The sequence below is a fragment of the Acinetobacter sp. YH01007 genome (genome assembly GCF_013420425.1).
GTDB classification, from domain to species: Bacteria; Pseudomonadota; Gammaproteobacteria; order Pseudomonadales; family Moraxellaceae; genus Acinetobacter; species Acinetobacter towneri.
Window position 1 is genome coordinate 1 of the sequence record NZ_VOYC01000017.1, and the last position, 20,247, is coordinate 20,247.

General features: G+C 37.5%; 19 protein-coding genes and 1 pseudogene. 6 read left to right on the forward strand and 14 right to left on the reverse strand.

Annotated elements, in window-relative coordinates:
- The coding region (locus tag FTT74_RS09730) for a transposase (RefSeq protein ID WP_180168148.1) at nt 1-352 on the forward strand (352 nt) is incomplete at its 5' end.
- A 407-nt stretch (nt 353-759) separates the two neighbouring features.
- On the opposite strand, the gene FTT74_RS09735 is transcribed toward FTT74_RS09730, so the two are convergent.
- From FTT74_RS09735 to FTT74_RS09750, 4 genes are read right to left on the reverse strand one after another with little or no spacing between them, the layout of a single operon-like run.
- The gene (locus FTT74_RS09735) at nt 760-897 is read right to left on the reverse strand and encodes a hypothetical protein (protein ID WP_158660382.1); all 138 of its coding nucleotides are present in this window, start codon (nt 895-897) and stop codon (nt 760-762) included.
- 43 nt (nt 898-940) lie between these two features.
- Nucleotides 941-1,390, reverse strand: a complete 450-nt coding sequence (locus FTT74_RS09740; RefSeq protein ID WP_096901592.1) for a hypothetical protein — start codon at nt 1,388-1,390, stop codon at nt 941-943.
- On the reverse strand, nt 1,387-1,806 hold the full coding sequence (locus tag FTT74_RS09745) for a hypothetical protein (protein ID WP_179988983.1): 420 nt from the start codon (nt 1,804-1,806) through the stop codon (nt 1,387-1,389). Before FTT74_RS09745 ends, FTT74_RS09740 begins: the two co-directional genes overlap by 4 nt.
- 5 nt (nt 1,807-1,811) lie before the next feature.
- Nucleotides 1,812-2,165 (reverse strand): hypothetical protein, encoded by a 354-nt coding sequence (locus tag FTT74_RS09750; protein WP_004973479.1) that lies wholly within the window; start codon nt 2,163-2,165, stop codon nt 1,812-1,814.
- Between the two features lie 265 nt (nt 2,166-2,430).
- Between FTT74_RS09750 and FTT74_RS09755 the strand changes: the two genes are divergently transcribed.
- The 3 genes and pseudogenes from FTT74_RS09755 (at nt 2,431) to FTT74_RS09765 (ending at nt 4,544) form a co-directional block, all read left to right on the forward strand.
- Nucleotides 2,431-2,736 carry a DUF4298 domain-containing protein gene (locus tag FTT74_RS09755; protein WP_154320729.1) on the forward strand — a complete coding sequence of 102 codons (306 nt, stop codon included), beginning with the start codon at nt 2,431-2,433 and terminating at the stop codon, nt 2,734-2,736.
- A 237-nt stretch (nt 2,737-2,973) separates the two neighbouring features.
- A pseudogene (locus tag FTT74_RS09760) lies at nt 2,974-3,174 on the forward strand (I78 family peptidase inhibitor); the annotation flags it as partial.
- 188 nt (nt 3,175-3,362) lie between these two features.
- Nucleotides 3,363-4,544: an MFS transporter gene (locus FTT74_RS09765; RefSeq protein WP_179988982.1), complete on the forward strand. Its 1,182-nt coding sequence runs from the start codon at nt 3,363-3,365 to the stop codon at nt 4,542-4,544.
- 83 nt (nt 4,545-4,627) lie between these two features.
- On the opposite strand, the gene FTT74_RS09770 is transcribed toward FTT74_RS09765, so the two are convergent.
- Together FTT74_RS09770 and FTT74_RS09775 are read right to left on the reverse strand one after the other, a co-directional pair.
- Nucleotides 4,628-6,118, reverse strand: coding sequence for an amidase (locus FTT74_RS09770; RefSeq protein WP_131261947.1), 1,491 nt, complete (start codon nt 6,116-6,118; stop codon nt 4,628-4,630).
- A gap of 51 nt (nt 6,119-6,169) precedes the next feature.
- Complete coding sequence (locus FTT74_RS09775) at nt 6,170-7,603, reverse strand: GGDEF domain-containing protein (RefSeq protein WP_207973578.1); 1,434 nt, start codon at nt 7,601-7,603, stop codon at nt 6,170-6,172.
- A gap of 230 nt (nt 7,604-7,833) precedes the next feature.
- Here FTT74_RS09775 and FTT74_RS09780 point away from each other — a divergent pair, with 230 nt between their 5' ends.
- Nucleotides 7,834-8,316, forward strand: a complete 483-nt coding sequence (locus FTT74_RS09780; protein ID WP_004973490.1) for a hypothetical protein — start codon at nt 7,834-7,836, stop codon at nt 8,314-8,316.
- A gap of 487 nt (nt 8,317-8,803) precedes the next feature.
- Here the strand turns inward: FTT74_RS09780 and FTT74_RS09785 are convergent, their stop codons facing one another.
- The 7 genes from FTT74_RS09785 to plsB all read right to left on the reverse strand — a co-directional run bounded on the left by FTT74_RS09785 (nt 8,804) and on the right by plsB (nt 17,884).
- Nucleotides 8,804-10,090 carry a mechanosensitive ion channel family protein gene (locus FTT74_RS09785; protein ID WP_096901601.1) on the reverse strand — a complete coding sequence of 429 codons (1,287 nt, stop codon included), beginning with the start codon at nt 10,088-10,090 and terminating at the stop codon, nt 8,804-8,806.
- 273 nt (nt 10,091-10,363) lie between these two features.
- Nucleotides 10,364-10,897 (reverse strand): DUF2058 domain-containing protein, encoded by a 534-nt coding sequence (locus FTT74_RS09790; RefSeq protein ID WP_004973493.1) that lies wholly within the window; start codon nt 10,895-10,897, stop codon nt 10,364-10,366.
- Nucleotides 10,898-10,912: 15 nt separating this feature from the next.
- The gene (locus FTT74_RS09795) at nt 10,913-11,587 is read right to left on the reverse strand and encodes a YoaK family protein (protein ID WP_004973496.1); all 675 of its coding nucleotides are present in this window, start codon (nt 11,585-11,587) and stop codon (nt 10,913-10,915) included.
- 37 nt (nt 11,588-11,624) lie between these two features.
- Nucleotides 11,625-12,821, reverse strand: a complete 1,197-nt coding sequence (gene sstT / locus FTT74_RS09800; protein ID WP_179988981.1) for a serine/threonine transporter SstT — start codon at nt 12,819-12,821, stop codon at nt 11,625-11,627.
- A 212-nt stretch (nt 12,822-13,033) separates the two neighbouring features.
- On the reverse strand, nt 13,034-14,758 hold the full coding sequence (locus FTT74_RS09805) for a SulP family inorganic anion transporter (protein WP_179988980.1): 1,725 nt from the start codon (nt 14,756-14,758) through the stop codon (nt 13,034-13,036).
- A gap of 118 nt (nt 14,759-14,876) precedes the next feature.
- Complete coding sequence (locus tag FTT74_RS09810) at nt 14,877-15,188, reverse strand: metalloregulator ArsR/SmtB family transcription factor (protein WP_154320733.1); 312 nt, start codon at nt 15,186-15,188, stop codon at nt 14,877-14,879.
- Nucleotides 15,189-15,379: 191 nt separating this feature from the next.
- Complete coding sequence (gene plsB, locus FTT74_RS09815) at nt 15,380-17,884, reverse strand: glycerol-3-phosphate 1-O-acyltransferase PlsB (protein ID WP_096901604.1); 2,505 nt, start codon at nt 17,882-17,884, stop codon at nt 15,380-15,382.
- Nucleotides 17,885-18,126: 242 nt separating this feature from the next.
- Between plsB and cysK the strand changes: the two genes are divergently transcribed.
- Nucleotides 18,127-19,125: a cysteine synthase A gene (gene cysK, locus FTT74_RS09820; protein ID WP_179988979.1), complete on the forward strand. Its 999-nt coding sequence runs from the start codon at nt 18,127-18,129 to the stop codon at nt 19,123-19,125.
- Between the two features lie 180 nt (nt 19,126-19,305).
- Here cysK and FTT74_RS09825 read toward each other — a convergent pair whose 3' ends face one another.
- Nucleotides 19,306-19,914 (reverse strand): TetR/AcrR family transcriptional regulator, encoded by a 609-nt coding sequence (locus FTT74_RS09825; protein WP_004973506.1) that lies wholly within the window; start codon nt 19,912-19,914, stop codon nt 19,306-19,308.
- Between the last annotated feature and the right edge of the window lie 333 nt (nt 19,915-20,247).

Genomic DNA, 20,247 nt, shown 5'->3' on the forward strand with positions numbered 1-20,247 from the left:
GGCAGAAGTAGCACTGGATGAGCTAGAAGAAAAATGGGGCGAAAAATATGGTGTGGTCATTCAGTCATGGCGTACCAAATGGCATCTACTTTCCGCCTATTTCAAATACCCTAAAGCGATTAGGAAGCCGATTTACACCACCAATGCCGTTGAAGCCGTACATCGTCAATTCCGCAAACTAACCAAAACCAAAGGAGCTTTCCCCAATGAGGATAGTCTGATGAAATTACTGTATATTGGTATTCAACAGGCATCAGAAAAATGGACAATGCCTATTCAGGAATGGGGACAAACCATTACTCAATTATCCATTTACTTTGAAGGTCGATTAGATGATATAATTAAAATCTAGTCAAATTTACTGACACAGAACTTTGAACGCCCTCTAAATGAACGAAACATAGCTGTAGTTTCTTAGTTTTCCCACATTCCCATGTGGGATTTTTTTTGTCTAAAATTTAGACTAGCGCAGTATTTATTAAGATAAGTCATTATTTTTATGTACAAAAGTGACCTTTATTATAAAGATCAAAATAAGGTGCATATTCCTGCATAAACCTACCACCTATTCCTATTCGTTCCCTACCACTCATTCCTATTCCAAGTCGGCCACTTAGGGTTTATTCAGTAATAGAATTACAAGAAGAATGAACCTCATAAAAAGTATTCAAATGCCAATATTGCACAACAGCGCTACTTATATCATTTAGCGATGAACTGATTTACGATTACGTTCGATGATCGATTAAAAAATCGAACTTACACAAAATAATTTACAGGCTCTAAAATACGTTTAGTACTTTTAGCAGTATCAATAACAATACCACCACCTTTCTTCGCAACCGTTACCATCCCTGTACTAATCGCTGCTGAAAGACCATTGAGTGCTGTTGTCATCTCCTAATTTTGGTGGGTATTTAGCCTTATCGACTACAGCCCCTTAATTAATTACTTCAAGAAAATCATCTATTAAATTGAGTAAATCTAGACTTTTACATTTAGAAAAAATTACCTTATTTACAATGTTATCTTTGTATTCAAAAAAATGATCTTCATATAAAAACCAAGTAAAATAAATAGTATTATTATTCCTTGCTGCCCTTTTACTGAAATCATCAAAGGTTTCTTCTAAAGTGATTCTGTAATTCTCAGATAATAAACCTTTAGGATAGAAAAATTTTTTACAATTTTCATCATTTATCACATTGCTATAATAGTAATTATCATTTAGTAAGTTTTTTAGTGAATTTATAAAGCTAGTCACATAAGTAGGAGAGTCTAAAGTTCCTAGATACTCCCCCTCAATACATAAACGCAATGGGATGAAATTACTATTCTGATAATTTCCATCAAACTCTATAAAAACTTGATCGTTTCCAATTCTATTCATTTGCTATCTACCATTTTTATCAAGTCAGAAGGGACATCAGAAATCTTGATATTTCGTTCCTTTCCTGAGGACGTAATACCTTTTATCGAACCATTCCAATGGAAACTGCCATTACCATCATCTTGAAACCTATGATAAATGACCTTCCCATCTTTATTTTCAATTGCCCATCTATTTTTTGGATCACTATCAATTTTTACACTGTTTTCCCATAATTTTACATGATTGTCAGGAATTATTGCTTTAGTAGAGTTATAAGGCATATTTCCATCTTTCAAGTCATGATGTCCTGGATTTTCATAATATTGTGTTTCAACATTAATAACTTTATCTTTAGTTGATGGCTTGGTGCCTTCGACTATGTAATTACCAATAGTATTATTACTTTCGTCCTTATGTATGCCTAAAATCAGCAAAAAATCTATTTTTTAAATTCAGTAATATTAATAGGCTGATCTTTGACTAACTCAAGTACTCCTTCACCACCTTTAAAGTGAATAGATACACCATCATCATTGCTCAGTAAAATACCGCTACCAGATACAGCACGTTTTAAATGATAAACTGTGTCTGAATTATCTACCATTTCTGCAGTTTCAAAATTATCTGAAGATTTTAATTCAATGGTTAAATCTTGTGGGCCATTAAAATAAATAACTTGTGTTTCTGCAGGTGCATTACTTTGTACTTTTTCTTGGCTCACTTCATTATTTAAATTTGAGTTACATCCCATTAAACCGAATGCAAGTAATGTTGCCCCTAAAATATATTTCATTTTTGTACCTTTTCTAAAAAATTGAAGCAAACTTATACTAATGACTTTAACTTTTGATAAAAAGATGGAATTACACTTTTATACTAAATTTTACTGAAAGTAATGAAGCTAAAGTTGACTAAATAAATCAGGAATTGTCTTCTTTAAAAATTAATGCAAAAAAATATAGCAATATATGTTTCTTTAAATAAAACCTACATACACTCACATTCCTTGATCTTGAATTATTGTACGCTCATGTCATCTTAATTTTTGAATTTCAGCTATGAGTAAAAATAAAATGTACGATGCTCAGGTTTTACAGCAACAATATGAGCAATGGCATGATTTACATCGACAGATGCGAGAAGCGCAGCAAAAATGGCAAGCTGCAGAAAAGCTCTGGCAAGAATTACAGGCCTATTATCAAAGTGAACAATGGCTTGAGGACTATGAAAATGCGCCTGAACTTAGCTGCCGCGAAGGGGAATATTCTATATTATCGCAAGATACGCTATGGAATGCTTTAGAAGAGCGTCGCCAACATGCAATTGATTGGATGAAACTGAGTTTAAGTGTGATTGAGAATTAAACTTAATCCAAACTTACATCTAATTTATTTTGATCAATAAAACTATCATCACAGTTTTATTCAGTAAATTTACTGCATATTTAATCAGTTATGTTATTTTGAGTTGGTTTGAAGAAATTAAAAACGAGTATCAACATGAAAAAGTTATATAGTGTTTTGGCTGTTTTAAGTGTGGCAACTTTAGCTGCGTGTAGTAATCAGCCTATCAATGAACAAACTCAGGTGCCACAGACCATGCAAAATTGTGTCCCAGAATCTGCTGCGCAGTTAGTTGGTAAAACAGGTTTGACTGAAACACAAATTAAAGCGCTTACTCGAGCTGAAATTGTGAGAATGGTTACACCAGGTCAGCCTGTAACAATGGATTATCGTATGAATCGCGTCACTGTGGTGGTCGATCCGAAAACTAAAATTATTCTACAAGCTTCTTGCGGCTAAACAATTTTAAGAAATTTTCTCAATATTACCCTGAAAATTTGATCTGATTTTCAGGGTTTTTCGTTTTAATCAGCCAATCACTCAAAATTAAAGTACTACAGTGTTAATATATCGGTTGTCTTAAAATTTTAGATCAGGTTAGAAATGCACTTATTTATGTGTTTGAAAAATCAAGGAAATATACATTGATGCAAGCCTTGAATATATCGACACGTTTAGGTGGATTCTACTTTTTCTACTATGCAATTGTTGGGACGTTTTTGCCTTTTTGGAGCCTGTACTTAGAAGATCAAGGCTTTAATTATCAGGAAATTGGTGTTTTATCTTCCATTGCCATTTTAACGCGCTTTTTCGCGCCTTTTATTTGGGGATGGATTGCCGATAAATCAGGCAAACGGATGCTTTTGGTACGCATCGCAACTTGGATGGAAGCCAGCATTTGGTTGCTGATTTTTATTGTTCCGAATAGCTTTCAGTCTGTTGCATTACTCATGCTGATTTTTAGCTTTTTCCAAAATGCAATTTTGGCACAATTTGAAGGCGTGACTTTGTTTTGGTTGGGCGAGAAACGTGCAGAACTCTATGGCAAAGTGCGAAAATGGGGTTCTATAGGCTTTATTGTCGGGGTTTTTGGCATAGGTGCTATTTTAGAAATTATACCAATCTCCATGTTACCGATGTTGCTACTCAGTATTTCTTTACTGGCATTTCTATGGTCGTTCAGTATTCAAGAACCAAGCACCGCACCCATTGCACAAAAACAACTTGAACCCTTATTGCCCATTTTAAAGCGCCCAGTGGTCTATTCATTTTTTATTATTGAATTGATTTTGCTGTTTTCGCATGCACCATTTTATAGTTTTTATAGTAATTTTTTAAGTCAGGCAGGATTTAGCACAAGTCAGATCGGTTTATTGTGGTCTGTCGGGGTGGTTGCTGAAATCATTATGTTTGCCTATGCGAGTTTGTTTTTAAAGCGTTGGTCTTGGCGTTCACTGGTTGCCGTATGTTTAATTTTAACAGGCTTACGTTGGGTGATAATTGGTTTATTTCCATCCATATTTTTTGCACATTTTTTTGCACAAAGCATCCATGCCTTTAGTTTTGGATTATTTCATATCATTGCCATGCGGGTGATTTTTCAAAACTTTTCTGCAGGGCAACAAGGTCGTGGGCAAGCACTTTACAGTACCATGTGGGGTTTAGGTGTTGCACTGGGGAGTATTTTGGCAGGGCATTATTGGGATATTGTTTCAGGCGAATGGATTTTTATTTTTGCAGGATTATCTACACTCGTTGGTCTGTGTTTTATTTGGGGATTGCCAAAGCAATTAGAATCGCAGTCAATGTCGAGTGATACCAAAGCCTAGTTGGTAATAGCGTTCTTTTATCAAAAATAGAAGCAAGCAACGTTGGATTAGCATAGTTTGCTTGCTTCTTACTCATTGCTACATCAAATACGGATTTTAGCGTATTGATGCCACCACGGTTGAGCCGTTTCAAGTTGTGCAGCCAGTTGTAAAAGCACATCTTCACGTGCAAAAGGCGCAATAAACTGCGAACCCAATGGTAAGTTATCTTTATTCCAATACAATGGCACAGACATTGCTGGCAGCCCAGTAATATTGGCAAGTTGAGTAAATGGCACCCATTTTAGGTTTTCTTTGACAATGCGATCGACCAATTTACCTTGCGCTAACCAATGTGCTTTACCTGCATGTAATAGTGTTTTTAAAATTGGTTTTTGCCATGCAGGAGTTTTAACTTCGCCATTTTTTGGTGCAACTGAGGCAGTTGCAGGGATGAGGTATAAATCATAACGCTCAAAGAATTGATTCATTTGCGCGACATATACCCCCCAATTATTCAAATTACGAATGTAATCTACTGACGTGGTTTTTGCGCCAAAGGCAGCCAAAGCCAAAGAGTCGAGCTCAAAATTATCGGAATGATTTGGCAGGCGAGTTTGAATTTCAGCAATTAAATAAGCAAATTGGCTAAACCATGTGGTAATAAAATCTTTGGCCAATTGCATACCATCAATAGCCGGACGGTCTTCAACAACTTCATGCCCTAAAGATTCTAAAAGCTGTACGGTTTTTTGAATGGCATTGATCGCATCTTGTGAAACAGCTGTACCAATCGGAGATTGGGTCGAATATGCGATTCTTAATTTTTTTGGCGCTTGCTGAATTGCATCTAAATAACTGCGTTCAGGAGCTTCAATTTTGAAAAGTGAATGACCATCTGCGCCATGCGTTGCATCGAGCATTGCCGCACTGTCACGTACACTTTTACTTAAAATATGTTGCATCGCTGCACCATGCATGGCTTCACTGAGTTGTGGCCCCCACGGGGTGCGTCCACGACTTGGTTTTAAACCAAACAAACCACAGTAAGACGCAGGAATACGAATTGAACCACCGCCATCACTTGCCCCTGCAATCGGCACAATACCTGCCGCAACTGCAGACGCAGAACCACCAGAAGAACCACCACTATTGTGTTTCAAATTCCATGGATTTTTACATGCACCCCAAGCATCTGGCTCGGTTATCCCTTTAATCCCAAATTCAGGCGTGTTGGTACGTCCAAAGGTAACGATTCCGCTATTTTCCCAACGATTTACAATTTCTGCATTTTGTTCTGCAAGATGATGCGCACGTTTTAAACCCTGACAACCAAATGAAGTCGGATAGCCTGCATATTGTTGAAATAAGTCTTTGACTAAAAAGGGCACACCTGCAAATGGGCCTGTTAATTTTGTTTGTGTGCGCTGCCGTGCATGTTCATGCATAGGAATAATAATGGCATTTAATTGTGGATTGGTTTGTTCAGCACGTTGTAACGCAATATCTAATAATTCTGAGGCCTGAACATCCTTTTTGGCAACCAGCTCTGCCAAGCCTAAAGCATCATATTGGAGGTATTCTGCAAGTTTCATTTCAATCCTGAAAATCTGTATTGTCAAATTGATGTTGTATGCTATTTTTGTTTAAGAAGCAAGAATGACCCGATTACGACCTTGCATTTTTGCCTGATATAGCGCCTGATCTGCCTGAATAATTAAATCTTGTAAAGGGAGATTGGTGGGTAAGTGTGTATGTGACACGCCCATGCTTACTGTAAAATGAATGGGTTCAAGGTTTTCTAAATTTAACGCTTGATGTTCAATACACATACGAATACGTTCTGCAATGCGTTGAGTTTTATTTAAGTTATTATTGTTCAGCAAAATAATGAACTCTTCACCACCAATGCGACAAAATAAATCGTGATCACGTAAATTGCTTTTAACGATGTTAGAGAGATGTTGCAAAGCACGGTCACCGACATAATGCCCATATTGATCATTCATTTTTTTAAAATCGTCGATATCTAACATAATTAAAGACAATGAATGATTGTTTTTATGCTTTAAAGCTTTTTCGCTTAACTGAGTAAAACTACGGCGGTTCAGTGTTTCGGTTAAACTGTCATGATTTGCCAAATACAATACTTCTCTATACAACTGATTTCGGTTTTGGCTAATCACACATAAAATTAACGTGGCAAGACCTAAAATAATTAAACCCACACGAATAGAAATAATGGTGGTTAAATAACTCGAATTCACTTGATCTATAAACAAGCCTGTGACGCTGTGATACAGAGTTAAACAGACCAAGCTATTAATCAGTGCCAAATTAAAAAGTTGATAGCTGGCAGCTGCCCAAATTAATGCAGCCAATGGATACAACAATGCACCTGGTCCATAAAAAATATGGGTGCAGGCGATAGAGATCAGTAATGCAAAAAAGGGCAAGATATCCTGAATTTGAGTTTCTTTAGCATATTGATTATTTATAAGTTTTTTGAATTTAGACCAGCCTGGGGCAGCCAAAATTAAAGGTAAGACAATTACCGCATTTAAAATTTCACCAGACCACCAAGTAAAAAAATCAATCCAACGATTTTCTTTTAACATAAAGGTGTGCGGCAAATTTGGCAGCAGAAGAATGGCAAATAAAGCCCCAAAGAAACAGCCTAAAGTTACAGCAATAATATGTGGATATAGCTCTGACACATTATTATTGCTCGCTGGAAGTTTAGCGCGGGCAAAATTAAAGAAAAACAACCCACTAAAAACAGCTACAAAGTTGGAAAGCGTTAAACCTAGCGTCATCAGGAAAGTATTGTCTGTGACCAAATCGGCGCCCATATAGCCAAAAAAAGCACCCAAAATTCCACCAAAACTTTTTAAAGATGGAAAGCGAATGAGTAGCCCCAACAAGAGGGCGTTGCTTGGCCAAAAAAAAGAAAAGTAGCTAAGTGGGCGAGTAAAAATACCCAATAAACAAGAAAAAAATACCACAACGGCTAGCAGTCCAAAGGCAAATATTTGCTTTTGAGTCGAAGATATAGTTTGCGGTATGCTAAAGTTTTGCAAGTACTAAACTCACTTTTGCAATGGGTTGATAATTAAGAAAAAAACTTGAATGAGTGTGACGTTCACAACAGAAAGGCGATCATATCAAATAACCATTACCTACAAAGTCGATTAAATGTAAACTAAGTCACATTTTCGTTAAATAAAATTGTTGTCTTATGTTTATGCTTGCAGATTTGGATTAAAAATATGCTAAGTTGTCTAAACGGTTTATATCTTTAAATAAATGTATGAAAAAAATATATCTAACCACAGTTTTAAGCTTATGTTCTGTCTGCGCGATTGCGAATGAAAATACAACAATAGATTCAGCCAAGTTAACGCCAGTAGCAGCAGAAACGACCAATAAATTTCGTGTGGTGACCCGTCCAGAAATTGTGGGGCTGTGGGGCATGCAAATCCCAAATAATCGTAAATGTATTGAATATTACAACTTTAAAAGTAATAGCGATGTGGTGATTAAAAGCGGTCAAGAATGGTCTGCAGGTGTATATGATTATCAACCTTCACAAGACCCTGCAAATTCGTTACCGGCTTTAATTTTGCAAGTTAAATATGACAATAATGAAGTGGATTGTTCTGGATATCAGGAAGACCAAACAGGGGACATTTCACAATATTTTGTAAAATGGAAAAATGCGCACACCATTAATTTCTGTAGTAATGAAAAAGCAGAACAATGTTTTGCGACGTTGTACCGCGTCCTGCCTTAAACTTTTCATTATTTGGTCTATTAGAGATCTTTTATAAACTCGTACCCCTCATCCTGTAGCGCGTGTATTGATCATCTAGAGCGCTAAAGCACAAAAGTAGTGAATTTCAATCTTTCATTAGACGAATTATTGATGATCATTTTTCGAATCCAGAATCAATTAACAAGAGCGACACATTTTAGTGAGTTGAAAAGTTAGGTGAATTCTTAGAATCATTAGACTTTTTCAACCGGCAATGACCTTATTACATAAATTTGGAGCAAGCTGTGATTTAAAGGTTTGAGGAAATTTAAATATAATTAAAACATAGTGTTAGATATTTGTTTCAACAAAGCTCTTACAAATAAGACTTTATTTTCTCTTATTCATATACGAGTGTACGAGTGCATTTTAATTTAATGAAAATTTTATCGTCTTGCTGAAAATAAAAATGGCTACTGAGCCATGCAAGCATTTTGCGACACATGGCTCAGCAATAAATCCATAATTATGCCTCGTCAATTTCTAAAGGATTTAGACTTTGGACAGAACTTGCTTTAAATGGTGCAGCAATTTGCTTTAAATCTGAACCCGATGGGGCTTGATACACTTTTAAGCCAAACTCCGGAATAATTGCCAGCAAATGATCAAAAATATCGGATTGAATACTTTCATATTCTTTCCATGCAGTGGTTTTGGTAAAGGCATAAATTTCTAGTGGTAAACCTTCACTGCTTGGCTGTAGTTGACGAATAATCAATGACTGAGATTGATTAATGCCAGGATGCTGTTTCAGATAAAACTCAACATAGGCGCGGAAAGTCCCTAAATTGGTTAAACGGCGTTGGTTGTATTGTGATTGATTTGCTAACTGCTGATTAAACTGCTCAATTTCTTCATTTTTGCTATGTAAATATTGATCCAATAACAAAAACTCTTTAAGTTTGCTTTGTTCATGTTCAGTCATAAAGTGCACAGAACTTTGATCAATTAAAATGGCACGTTTAATACGTCGGGCACCAGCTTCCTGCATGCCACGCCAGTTTTTAAAGGTATCGGTAATGAGTTTATTGGTTGGAATAGTGGTCAGGGTTTTATCCCAGTTTTGCACGGTGACTGTATGTAATGACATATCAATGACATCACCATCGGCATTTAAAGAAGGCATTTCAATCCAGTCACCAATCCGTACCATATCGTAGGAAGAAATTTGTACCGAAGCCACTAGAGATAAAATGGTATTTTGGAAAACCAACATCAAAACAGCAGCCATCGCACCAAAACCTGCGAGTAAGGTAAACACATCTTTTTTCAGGAAAGTGCCTAAAATCATGAGGGCACAGACCACATAAATAATGAGTTTAACTAACTGCAAATAGCCCTTAATTGGCTTGTTGCGTGACTTAGGGTTGCGTTGATAGAACAGGTTAAAAATATTTAAAAATTCAGAAATTGCCAATGCAATGGTCAGGAATATAAAGGCTTGCGCACCCATTTGCACAAAGCTTTCTACTTTATCTGACAAATGCGGTACGGTGGTGATGCCGTTCATAATCACGACAGCTGGGACAATGTTGGCAATACGTCGGATGACACTATGCTGTGAAATAATTTCACTATTGGCAAAGGTCATTTTAGAAATCAGTTTGCGAATCCCGCGCACTACAATTTGCTTGGCAATAAAGTTGGCTAAAATTGCCAGTAGAATCACAATACTGAGTGAGGTCAGCATTTCTAACCAAGGGTATTGGTTATACCATTCCTGAATATTTTGAATAAAATTAAATTCTTGCAAAAGGTCCTCGCTTTAAGGTTGCTGATTTTCGTCTGCACGGCACTTAGAATTTTGGCCTGCAATTCACCTTAATTCTTCATTGATGTATGAAATTGTTAGATAGTGTATCGACTAAAGTTTAAATTTGAAGGCTGAGTAACTTTTTGCTACATTTCAATTATTTGTTTTTACTGAAAGTTTTCAATCAAGTTGCAGTCATAATAAAAAAGCCAGTACAGATACTGGCTTTGAATAGATACCTAGCATAAATATTTGCATAAATACTTGCGTGATCTACCACATTAAATCATCTGGAATCACATAGGCTGCGTATGGATCTTCTTCATCTGTCGTGGCTTCATTTTTCTCGGCATTATTGACAATAATAAAGCCTTCCATTTTGCTATTAATACGTTCAGCTAAAGCTTTAGGCAGGAACGCATAACTGTCATTTTCTTTGGCAATCACCAAACTACCTGCCACGAGTGCATTGTAAATTTGTTGATTGATATACACTTTTTTAATCTTGCCATCTAAAAACTGATAAGCCACTTCACCATCGGTATCACGAATTTTATGCTGCTGAATCATTTGCATAATTGCTGCTTTCAGTTCTTTTTCCTGTAAAGCGGCTTTCTTTTCTTGCTCAATAGCTTGGTCTTTGGCGAGTTTTTCTTGCTGTGCCTGTGCAATTTTGGCTTTCACTTCAGCATCTTTACTTTCACCTGTGCGCTGTTCGTGTAAGGTTTGTTTAGACAGTTTTTTTGCCTTTTTATTATCGACTAAACCCGCTTTGAGCAATTGTGCCTGTAGTGCATTTTTAACCATGATAATTTCCGAAACTTAATGTTGAAGATGTCGATAGCGAAAATAAATAATCCAATACACCAAACTCAAACTTAGGCTGAGTCCTGCAGGTACCAGAAAAGAATTCAGTTTAAATGTAGGATAAATGGCTGCAGCGAGTAATCCACCCACAAAGAAACCAATTAAAATCAGTAGGTGTAAAACAATACGTCTTTTTTCAACTTGTAAGCCCCGCACTCGATAACCGAGGGCTAAGCCTAAATCGGTCAATACCCCAGATAAATGTGTGGTGCGGATGATGGTGCCTTTATAGTAGCTGATCATGGCATTTTGTATGCCCATGGCAACTGACGCCCAAAGCAGGGCATAACGTGGGAAATAAGGCAATAATACCCAGCAGATTAAAATAAAAAAAGCCACCAAACTCATGGGAAAACCATAGCGACGCCCTAAGCGAAAATTGCTATTTCCTAAAATGACGCCGCTATAAAATGAGCCAATCACATAGCACAAAATCACCAGAAACAAGAAAATCATGGCTTCTGGTTTCCAGTCGATTAGCGCCATCGCCAAGATACTAACGTTACCAGTCATGTGCGAAACGGACTGGTGCAATACGGTCACCAATCCGAGTACGTTAATAATTCCAGCATTGACGGCTAGAAAAAAAGCACCAAATTGCACCCAAAGGGGTAAAGTTTGAAAAGGCATAATGGATGATTGCGTAAGTTTCCTAACGCATTGTATCTTAACTCAAACCACGGTCAACCGCAGTAGTAAATAGCACATCGGTAGATGAGTTAAGTGCAGTTTCGGTTGAATCTTGCAATACGCTAATGACCATACCAATTGCAACAACTTGCATGGCAATATCTGAAGAAATACCAAATAAGCCACACGCTACAGGAATCAGCAGTAACGAGCCGCCCGCAACGCCTGAAGCACCACAGGCCGACACCGTTGCAACCACAGATAAAATCAGCATGGTGCTAAAATCGACAGAAATTCCTAAAGTATTTACCGCAGCTAAGGTCAAAACGGTAATGGTGACCGATGCGCCTGCCATGTTAATTACTGCACCTAACGGAATTGCAACACTCGCGGTTGATTCCTGTACGCCTAAACGCTTGGCTAAGTCTAAATTGACAGGGATATTGGCTGCAGAACTACGGGTAAAGAAAGCAGTAATGCCACTTTCGCGTAAGCATTGAAAAACTAAAGGATAAGGATTGCTGCGGGTCACAAATGCCACCATGATTGGGTTGATGACCAACGCGACAAAGAACATCGTACCTAACAAGACTGCCAATAATTGAGCATAACTGGCTAAGGTGCTCAAGCCTGCATCGGCAAATGTCACGGCAACCAAGCCAAAAATACCGAAAGGCGCAAAGTTAATCACCAAGCGAATAACGCGATTGACTGCATTGGCTGCATCATTCAACAATGCTTTGGTGGACTCTGTAGCATGGCGGAAGGCAATCCCTAAAGCCACAGCCCAAGCCAAAATACCAATAAAGTTGGCTTCGGCAATGGCAACTACAGGGTTAGCAACAAAACTAAGTAAAAGATTTTTCAAAATTTCAGCAAGACTGCCCGGCGGGGTTAATTCTGACTGTGTTGCAACATCTAAAAATAATGTACTTGGGAAAAGCGTACTTGCAATAACTGCACTGAGCGCAGCCAAGAACATACCAATCGCATACATCAGCATAATCGGTTTGATATAAGCATTGCTGCTTCCAATTTTAAAATTGGCAATCGATGCCATGACCAAAATAAACACTAAAATTGGCGCAACAGACTTTAGGGCTTTAATAAATAAATCACCCAAAAGGCTTAAATAAGGCGCAGATTCTGGAAATAAAATTGCAACAGCCACACCGAGTACAATTGCAATCATAATTCGGGAGACTAAACTCAAACGCAAAAAAGCTGAAAACATACGAAAATAAGGTAAAAGAAAAGCGGCTATTTTATACTGAAATATCCATGTGCTTAAAAATAATTTTGATTTAAAAGTTAAGTCTATATTTTTAAAAGTGATATTTATTAAACTGTTTAAATTTCAGCAAGATAAAAGTACTCATTGATCAAAAAGTATGTGTGTTGAACATCCAGTTTTAAAGATAAAATTAAAGATCAATTTCTTGATCTTTAAGTCAGTTCAGGCGCAAGCTCTTGCATGGCTAAATAATGTGAAAAAAAAACTTTTCCATTTAAATGCTGCAAAAGTTTTGAGTGTTGTAATTTGTCCATTACCGGGCCTTTAATTTCAGAAAAATGCAGACAAATATTCAATTTTTTTAGTTCAAGATTTAAATCTTCCAGCATTTCGAGTGCGCTTAAATCAATACTGCTAATACTCGAACAATTCACCACTACATGCTTTAACTGAGGGTTTTGGCTGACTTGATTAATAAAAAAGCCTTTTAAAGTATTGGCATTTAAAAAGGTTAGATTTTCATCAATTCGCATGGATAGCACGTGTGGCGCGGTACGCACTTGATGCCGCTGAATATTACGAAAATGTTGTGTGCCTTCAAGTAAACCAATTACCGCAATATGTGGTCGGCTAATACGCCACAACATTAGAATAAAGGTGGACACAATCCCAATAATTAAACCTGTCGAAATATCAATGAATACAACACCAAAGAACGTCACCCACATGGCCAGACCATCGGCTTTGGAATAACGCCAAGTTTCTTTAAAAGATTGGAACTCGACCAGTTTCCAAATTGAAACAATAATGGTTGCAGCCAAAACAGCCAGTGGTAAGTCTTGGAAAAATCCCGTGAAGTATAAACTGACAATAACAATCACGATGGAGGTAAATACACCTGCCATTGGTGTTTTTGCACCTGCATCGGCATTGACCACGGTACGCGACAAACTGCCTGTGACGGGAAAAGAGGAGCTAACACCTGCGCCAAAATTGGCTAAACCGAGTGCAATCAGTTCCTGATTGCTATTTAAGTGACTACGTTGTTGTAAGGCGGTGGCTTGCGCAATAGACAGAGATTCCACAAAACTGATCATGGCAATCATGGCTGCGCCAGGAAGGAGTTGTAGAACAAGTTGTGCATTCCATTCAGGGAATTGAATAGGCGGAAATCCTGAAGGAATTTCTCCGACTGTTTTAATGCCGATTTGTTGCAAATGCAATGAATAAACCAAAGCAATTGAACCGATCACCAATACCAATGGCAAGGCTTTTAAGATAAAGCCGCTACCTCGAACACGCTCACGAATGGCATTACTGTTGATGATTTTAGGGGCATAAATTAGAAATAAAATGGCAGCAACACCCAAGAGCACGCTATAAAAATGGGTTTGTCCCATATATTTCCAAAAGCTGTATAAGAACCCAGGTAAGTTATTGGCTTTAAGGGGGATGTCTAACACAAATTTAAGCTGTCCAATCGCAATCATTAATGCAGAGGCAATAATGAAGCTTTTAATAACAGGATGGCTAATGAGTTGAATTAAAAAACCGAAGCGAAAAATCCCTAAAAGTAGCGAAATAATGCCGACCATCACAGCAAGTAAACAGGCTGCTTGAATATAAGCTGCCGAGCCGACTTCAAATAATGGATTGAGCGTCGCAAAGGTCATCATGGAAATAATGGCGACTGGGCCAATGGACAAGGTTGGACTGCCACCAACCAAGGCGTACATGATCATGGGGATCACGCTGGCATATAAACCCATGACAGGAGGTAAACCTGCAAGCATGGCATAAGCCATCCCTTGAGGTACAAGCATGGCAATGACGATAAACGCAGACAGCAGATCAGATTTCAATGTTTCTGCATTGTATTTTCGCAGCCATTGCCAAGCAGGCAGTACACGAGCCAAACGTGAATTGAAATCTGACATACTGAAATCTAAATCATAAATTTAGATATATTATGAACAAAAAATGCTAAGAAGTCTTTGAAATAGCAGGAGAGTATTCAAGTTTTATGGTGATGCCTGATAATACAGGCATTATCATTTAGTCCTGCGGGCAATAAAGTGCATATAGGGTATTAAGTACCTGCACCATTTTTTCATCTTTAATTGAATAAAAAATTTGCTTGCCATCACGGCGGGTATTCACCACATCACTTTTACGCAGCATCATTAATTGTTGCGATAAAGTAGGCTGATGAATTTGAGTTATTTCTTCAATTTGCGATACGTTTAATTCTTGTTGAGATAAATGACAAAGAATTAAAAGACGGTCACTATTCGCCAAAGATTTTAAAATTCCAACAACGGTATCCGCAGATTCACGCATTGATGTGATTTCAAGACCATCGTTCATTGTTTTATTCTCTTAATTTACAGCTAACCCAATATATATTAGGCGGGAGTGGAAGATAAATTATATAACATAAATCATTATTTATATATGAGAACAAGTATCATTTAAGAAAAGATATCAGCCAATCATAAATAATGGCCTGATATTCTAATCAAAAAATTGATAAAAAAGTGGCTGAGTTACAATAAAACCTATTTTTTCACCTGTTCAAAACTTTTTAATTCTTTCTCACTAAATTCACTCGATGCAGCTAATAACTCGTGAATTTCTGGGTTATACCAAGCAAAGTATTCAGACATTTTGGCACTAAAAGTATCATCTAGGCTTATCTGCGCAGCATTGTGTTGCAACAAGGCTTGCTGATCTAAACTGCTGATAAAACTTTTTAAGGTGGCACTATCAAAATAATATGCAGACTTAAATTGTGCAGAATCTGCAGCGCGTTGTAATACGGTTTTGGTCATTTTTTCCAAAACTTTCAGATTTAAAGGGATGTGTGCGCTATAACGCTGCAAAAGCCCTTGAATCAATACGAAATTATTTAAACTTGGTTTTGCCAGTTCAGCTAAGGCATAGAGTTCATGCTGTGTAGCTGGGTTCGGCTGTAATTGCAGATTTGCTTCTGTAACCCAATTTTGCTGAATAAAGTACGCCACAATTTTTTCGATTTCTTGAGAAAGTTCTTGCGCCGTCCATGCCAAGAAAAACTCTTGCTTCAAATATGGATAAATCGCCTGCAGTTTTTGCATTAAATCTGCGCATGATAATGCTAAATTTTGTTCATTAAACTGCTGCACAATTAATGCTACACACGCAGGCAAAATAAAGCAGTGCAAAATATTATTGCTAAAATAGCTCAATAAGATTTTTTGGCTTTCTGCGACTCGAATCTGTTCTACACCATCTTGGTTATAACGCTCAACTTGTTTAAGTTTTAGCGCATATTCAATAATTTCTTGTGGATTTAAACCCGTAATAATCATACGTGGGTCGTAGCACAATTGTTTGAGCAAACGTCGATATTGTTCAATTCGGGCGAGCAGCTCATCTTGTTTCAATGCATGCTGATCGGCATTTAATAAAATCAGAGAGATGAGGGCGATTGGGTTAATCACCACCGCTTTATTGATATTTTCCAAGATTGCATGCGCAGTATGATCTACCGTGTGAATCACAGAGGTCGGTAGTTCATCATTTATGTTCAGTTTTACATCGCGTGCTTGGTTGGCAGTTAAAACATCATCTAAAAATACAGGTTCGCCAAAGTTGACATAGACCTGACCAAAGACTTTTTCAATTTTACGGGCAGAGTTTAAAATACCCCATAAAGATTCGGCTTCTTTCGGTTTGCCGTTTAATTCATTTAAATAAGATGTGCCTTCAATCAGTTTTTCATAACCAAAATACGTTGGAATAAATGCAATTGGTTTGGTTGCTCCGCGTAAATGGCTTTGAATGGTCATCGACAACATGCCTTTTTTCGGCGGTAACAATAAACCTGTACGTGAGCGTCCACCTTCAATGAAGTATTCGAGTGGGGTGTTGCGTGACAATAAACTGTGTAAATATTCTTTAAATACCGAGGTGTATAATTCATTGCCGCTGAAAGTACGGCGAATAAAATACGCACCTGCACCACGCATTAATTGACCCACAATTGGTAAATTTAAATTAATACCTGCTGCAATATGCGGCACCATCAAGCCACGATTAAAAATCACATAAGACAGCAACAAATAGTCGATGTGGCTACGATGACAAGGGGTATAGACGATTTCATAGTCTTTGGCGAGTTCGCGTACCGTGTCAAAGTGATGCACTTCAATGCCATCATAGAGCTGTGTCCAAAGCTTGGTCAGTGCCAGTTCAGCAAAACGCAAAGTCGAATAAGAAAAGTCCGATACAATTTCAGTTAAATAGCTTTTAGCACGGTTTTCTGCTTCAAACATACTGACTTTTTGTTCGATACTTTCTTTACGAATAGCTTGTTGTACTGCTTCACTTTTCATCAACGCATGAATCAAATTACGGCGGTCAGATAAGTCTGGGCCTAAAATCGCTTCTTTGTGTTGATTAAAATTGTGTTCCAGATGTTGCTCAATAAAGTGCGCAGGCGATAAGTGTGGTTGTTGTTGTGTGGCTTGTTCAATAAGCTGACGTAAGGAAATTGCTTTATGAAACTCGATGTAGTTATCACGTGAATAGAGCGAAATATTAATGGTTTGTTTAAGCTTGTTTGGCGTAGACCATGCATCGGCAAATAATGCTTTAAACCAAGAGTCTTCGTATTCGGGTGAACGTCCCCAAAGTACAGTTACGGGAACTAACAACACATCATGTTCAGGATGTTGCTCTAAGGTTTCAATGAGTCGAATCAATTTAGCAGAGTAGTGATAAGCACTGTGCTGTGGGTTTTTCTCACGCAAGACCAAAATGGAATCGTCTTCCTGATGCTCGGCAATGTTTAAAGGCGCATACACAGAAGGTAAACCACGAGATTGCGTCTGCTGATCAATCAATACGGTATTGCTGAGAGAGGCATCTTGCAGCACATAACAAAATTGTGTTTTTTCAGAGCTTTGTGCAACACGATGTTCTAATTCTGCAGTCGTGCCTAATACTTGTGGCGTCACAATCTTATCTAAGATTTTTTTAGTGAAATTACGATAAAGCTGACTGTAACGTTTATTAGACATTGCATTCCCTACATTTTGTTATGTGTTGCTATTGTCAAAAAATAAATAGCAAATTTCAAACCCAAGTGCCGAGAAAATCGACAATTAAACTGAGGTCGTCATCTCTTTATTCTAATTCGCATTTTGTTGAAAGCTAATCATATTTTTGTATAAAACAATTTTCGTGAAACATCGGCAAAAATTTTATAAAAAGGTATGATAATTTAAATTTTGTTTATATAGATATAACTTAGGGAATAATCATGACCACAGATGCAGCTTTTTCAACACCAGCAAATTTAGGGATTGCCGTATATAGCAATAATGCAGAAGCGATTGGTAACACGCCATTGGTACGCATTAACCGTTTAATTTCTGGCGATGCAACGGTTTTAGCCAAAGTGGAAAGCCGTAACCCTGCATTTTCTGTGAAATGCCGTATTGGTGCTGCTTTAATTGCCGATGCTGAAAAACGTGGCGTGTTAAAAGCAGGTATGCATATTGTAGAACCGACCAGTGGTAATACAGGAATCGCTTTGGCATTTGTAGCTGCAGCAAAAGGTTATGAGATTACACTAACGATGCCTGCAAGCATGAGTATTGAGCGCCGTAAGGTGTTGAAAGCGTTGGGTGCAAATTTGGTGCTGACTGAGCCTGCAAAAGGTATGAAAGGCGCGGTGGATGAAGCAGAGCGTTTGGCAACCGAACATCCTGAAACTTATTATTTGCCGCAGCAGTTTAATAACCCTGCCAATCCGCAAATTCATGAAGAAACCACAGGCCCAGAAATTTGGGCAGCAACAGGCGGCAAGGTCGATATTCTTGTTGCAGGTGTAGGTACAGGCGGTACGATTTCTGGTATTTCGCGTTATTTCAAAAAGGTAAAAGGTCAGGCATTGCATACTGTTGCAGTCGAGCCTGCTGAATCTCCAATTATCGCTCAGGCCAAGCGTGGTGAAGCCATTACGCCTGCACCACATAAAATTCAGGGGATTGGCGCTAACTTTATTCCAAAAAACCTAGATTTAGATTTGGTGGATGAAGTGATTGCGATTGAAAGTGCTGAAGCAATTGACTGGGCGCGTAAAACAGCAACCCAAGAAGGTATTTTAGTCGGTATTTCAAGTGGTGCAGCAATGGCTGCTGCTGCAAAATTGGCGGCACGTCCTGAAAATGCAGATAAAAATATTGTGGTGATTTTACCTGACAGTGGTGAGCGTTATTTATCTTCAGTATTATTTGAAGATATTAGTGCAGAATGATGTGTCTTTAGACAGTCAAAAGAATTTGAAAAATCCCAAAGTTTGAACTTTGGGATTTTTTATTTAGAGAATAAATTTATGAGGTGAGTTAATACGTTCTGAAAAGCAAATTTCTTTCTACTTAGACGCTAATATTTAGCGGGATCAGCAATGAATCCAACGAAGCTAACTATGTAAAAATCAAACAATCGCAGATACTTTATCTGGCGTCATCAGTGCTTGATTAATATATAGCTTGATTAAGCGTTCACGTGACCCAATAGCTTTTTGATAATGGGTAGAATTGAGTAATAACGACGCACCATAAGTTACTGTCCAAATATAAGACAGATAATCACGGATCGACATCGCGCTGTTAAAGGACTCTAAATAGGCTTGGGTGATGTCCTTAATTTCTAAAATACGCTGCTCACGAATATCGTATAACTGTTCAAACAATTCATTTAGTTTACGTTCATTATTGGTTAAGCGTTCTTCAATCGAGTGCAGCAAAATCGTACGGTTGGAATTAAGCATGTTATACAGCATGTACTGCGAAACATAAGTTTGAAAGTTATGGTGATACTGTTTGGAAATATCCAATAAACGCTGTTCATTTAAAATAATTAACTCTAAATAGAGCTGATTTTTACTTTTGAAATATTTATAAATTGTGCCTTTGGCAATATCTAACTCTGCAGCCAACTCACTTAATGTAATATCATTATGATTTTCCAGTAATAAAACCTCAGCCATTGCCAAAATTTTCTCTTTACGACGTCGGAAATTTTCTTGGCGTAGAGTCGTCATCAATCAATATTCCAATTACAACCAATTAAGCATGTTGGAGTCTAGTGCAGTTTGAGCAACTTGAAAATAGCACCAAGGTCTTGAAAAGGTAAGTTTTAACGTATGTTCATCAGTGAACCAATGAATTTAAAAAATATCATGTGAAAAATAGCACAATCCATAAGCCAAATCGGTTGTCAATAAAACTGAACCAAACAGGTCATTTTAGTGAAATAAAATTGGATTTCTAAAACTTTTATTCTATTTTTCATAAGCAAGGCCTAAAAGTCTAAGATCAATCAAGCATAGCAATTCAGCACTTTGCGAGATTGCAATGCTCATCTTTTGATTTAC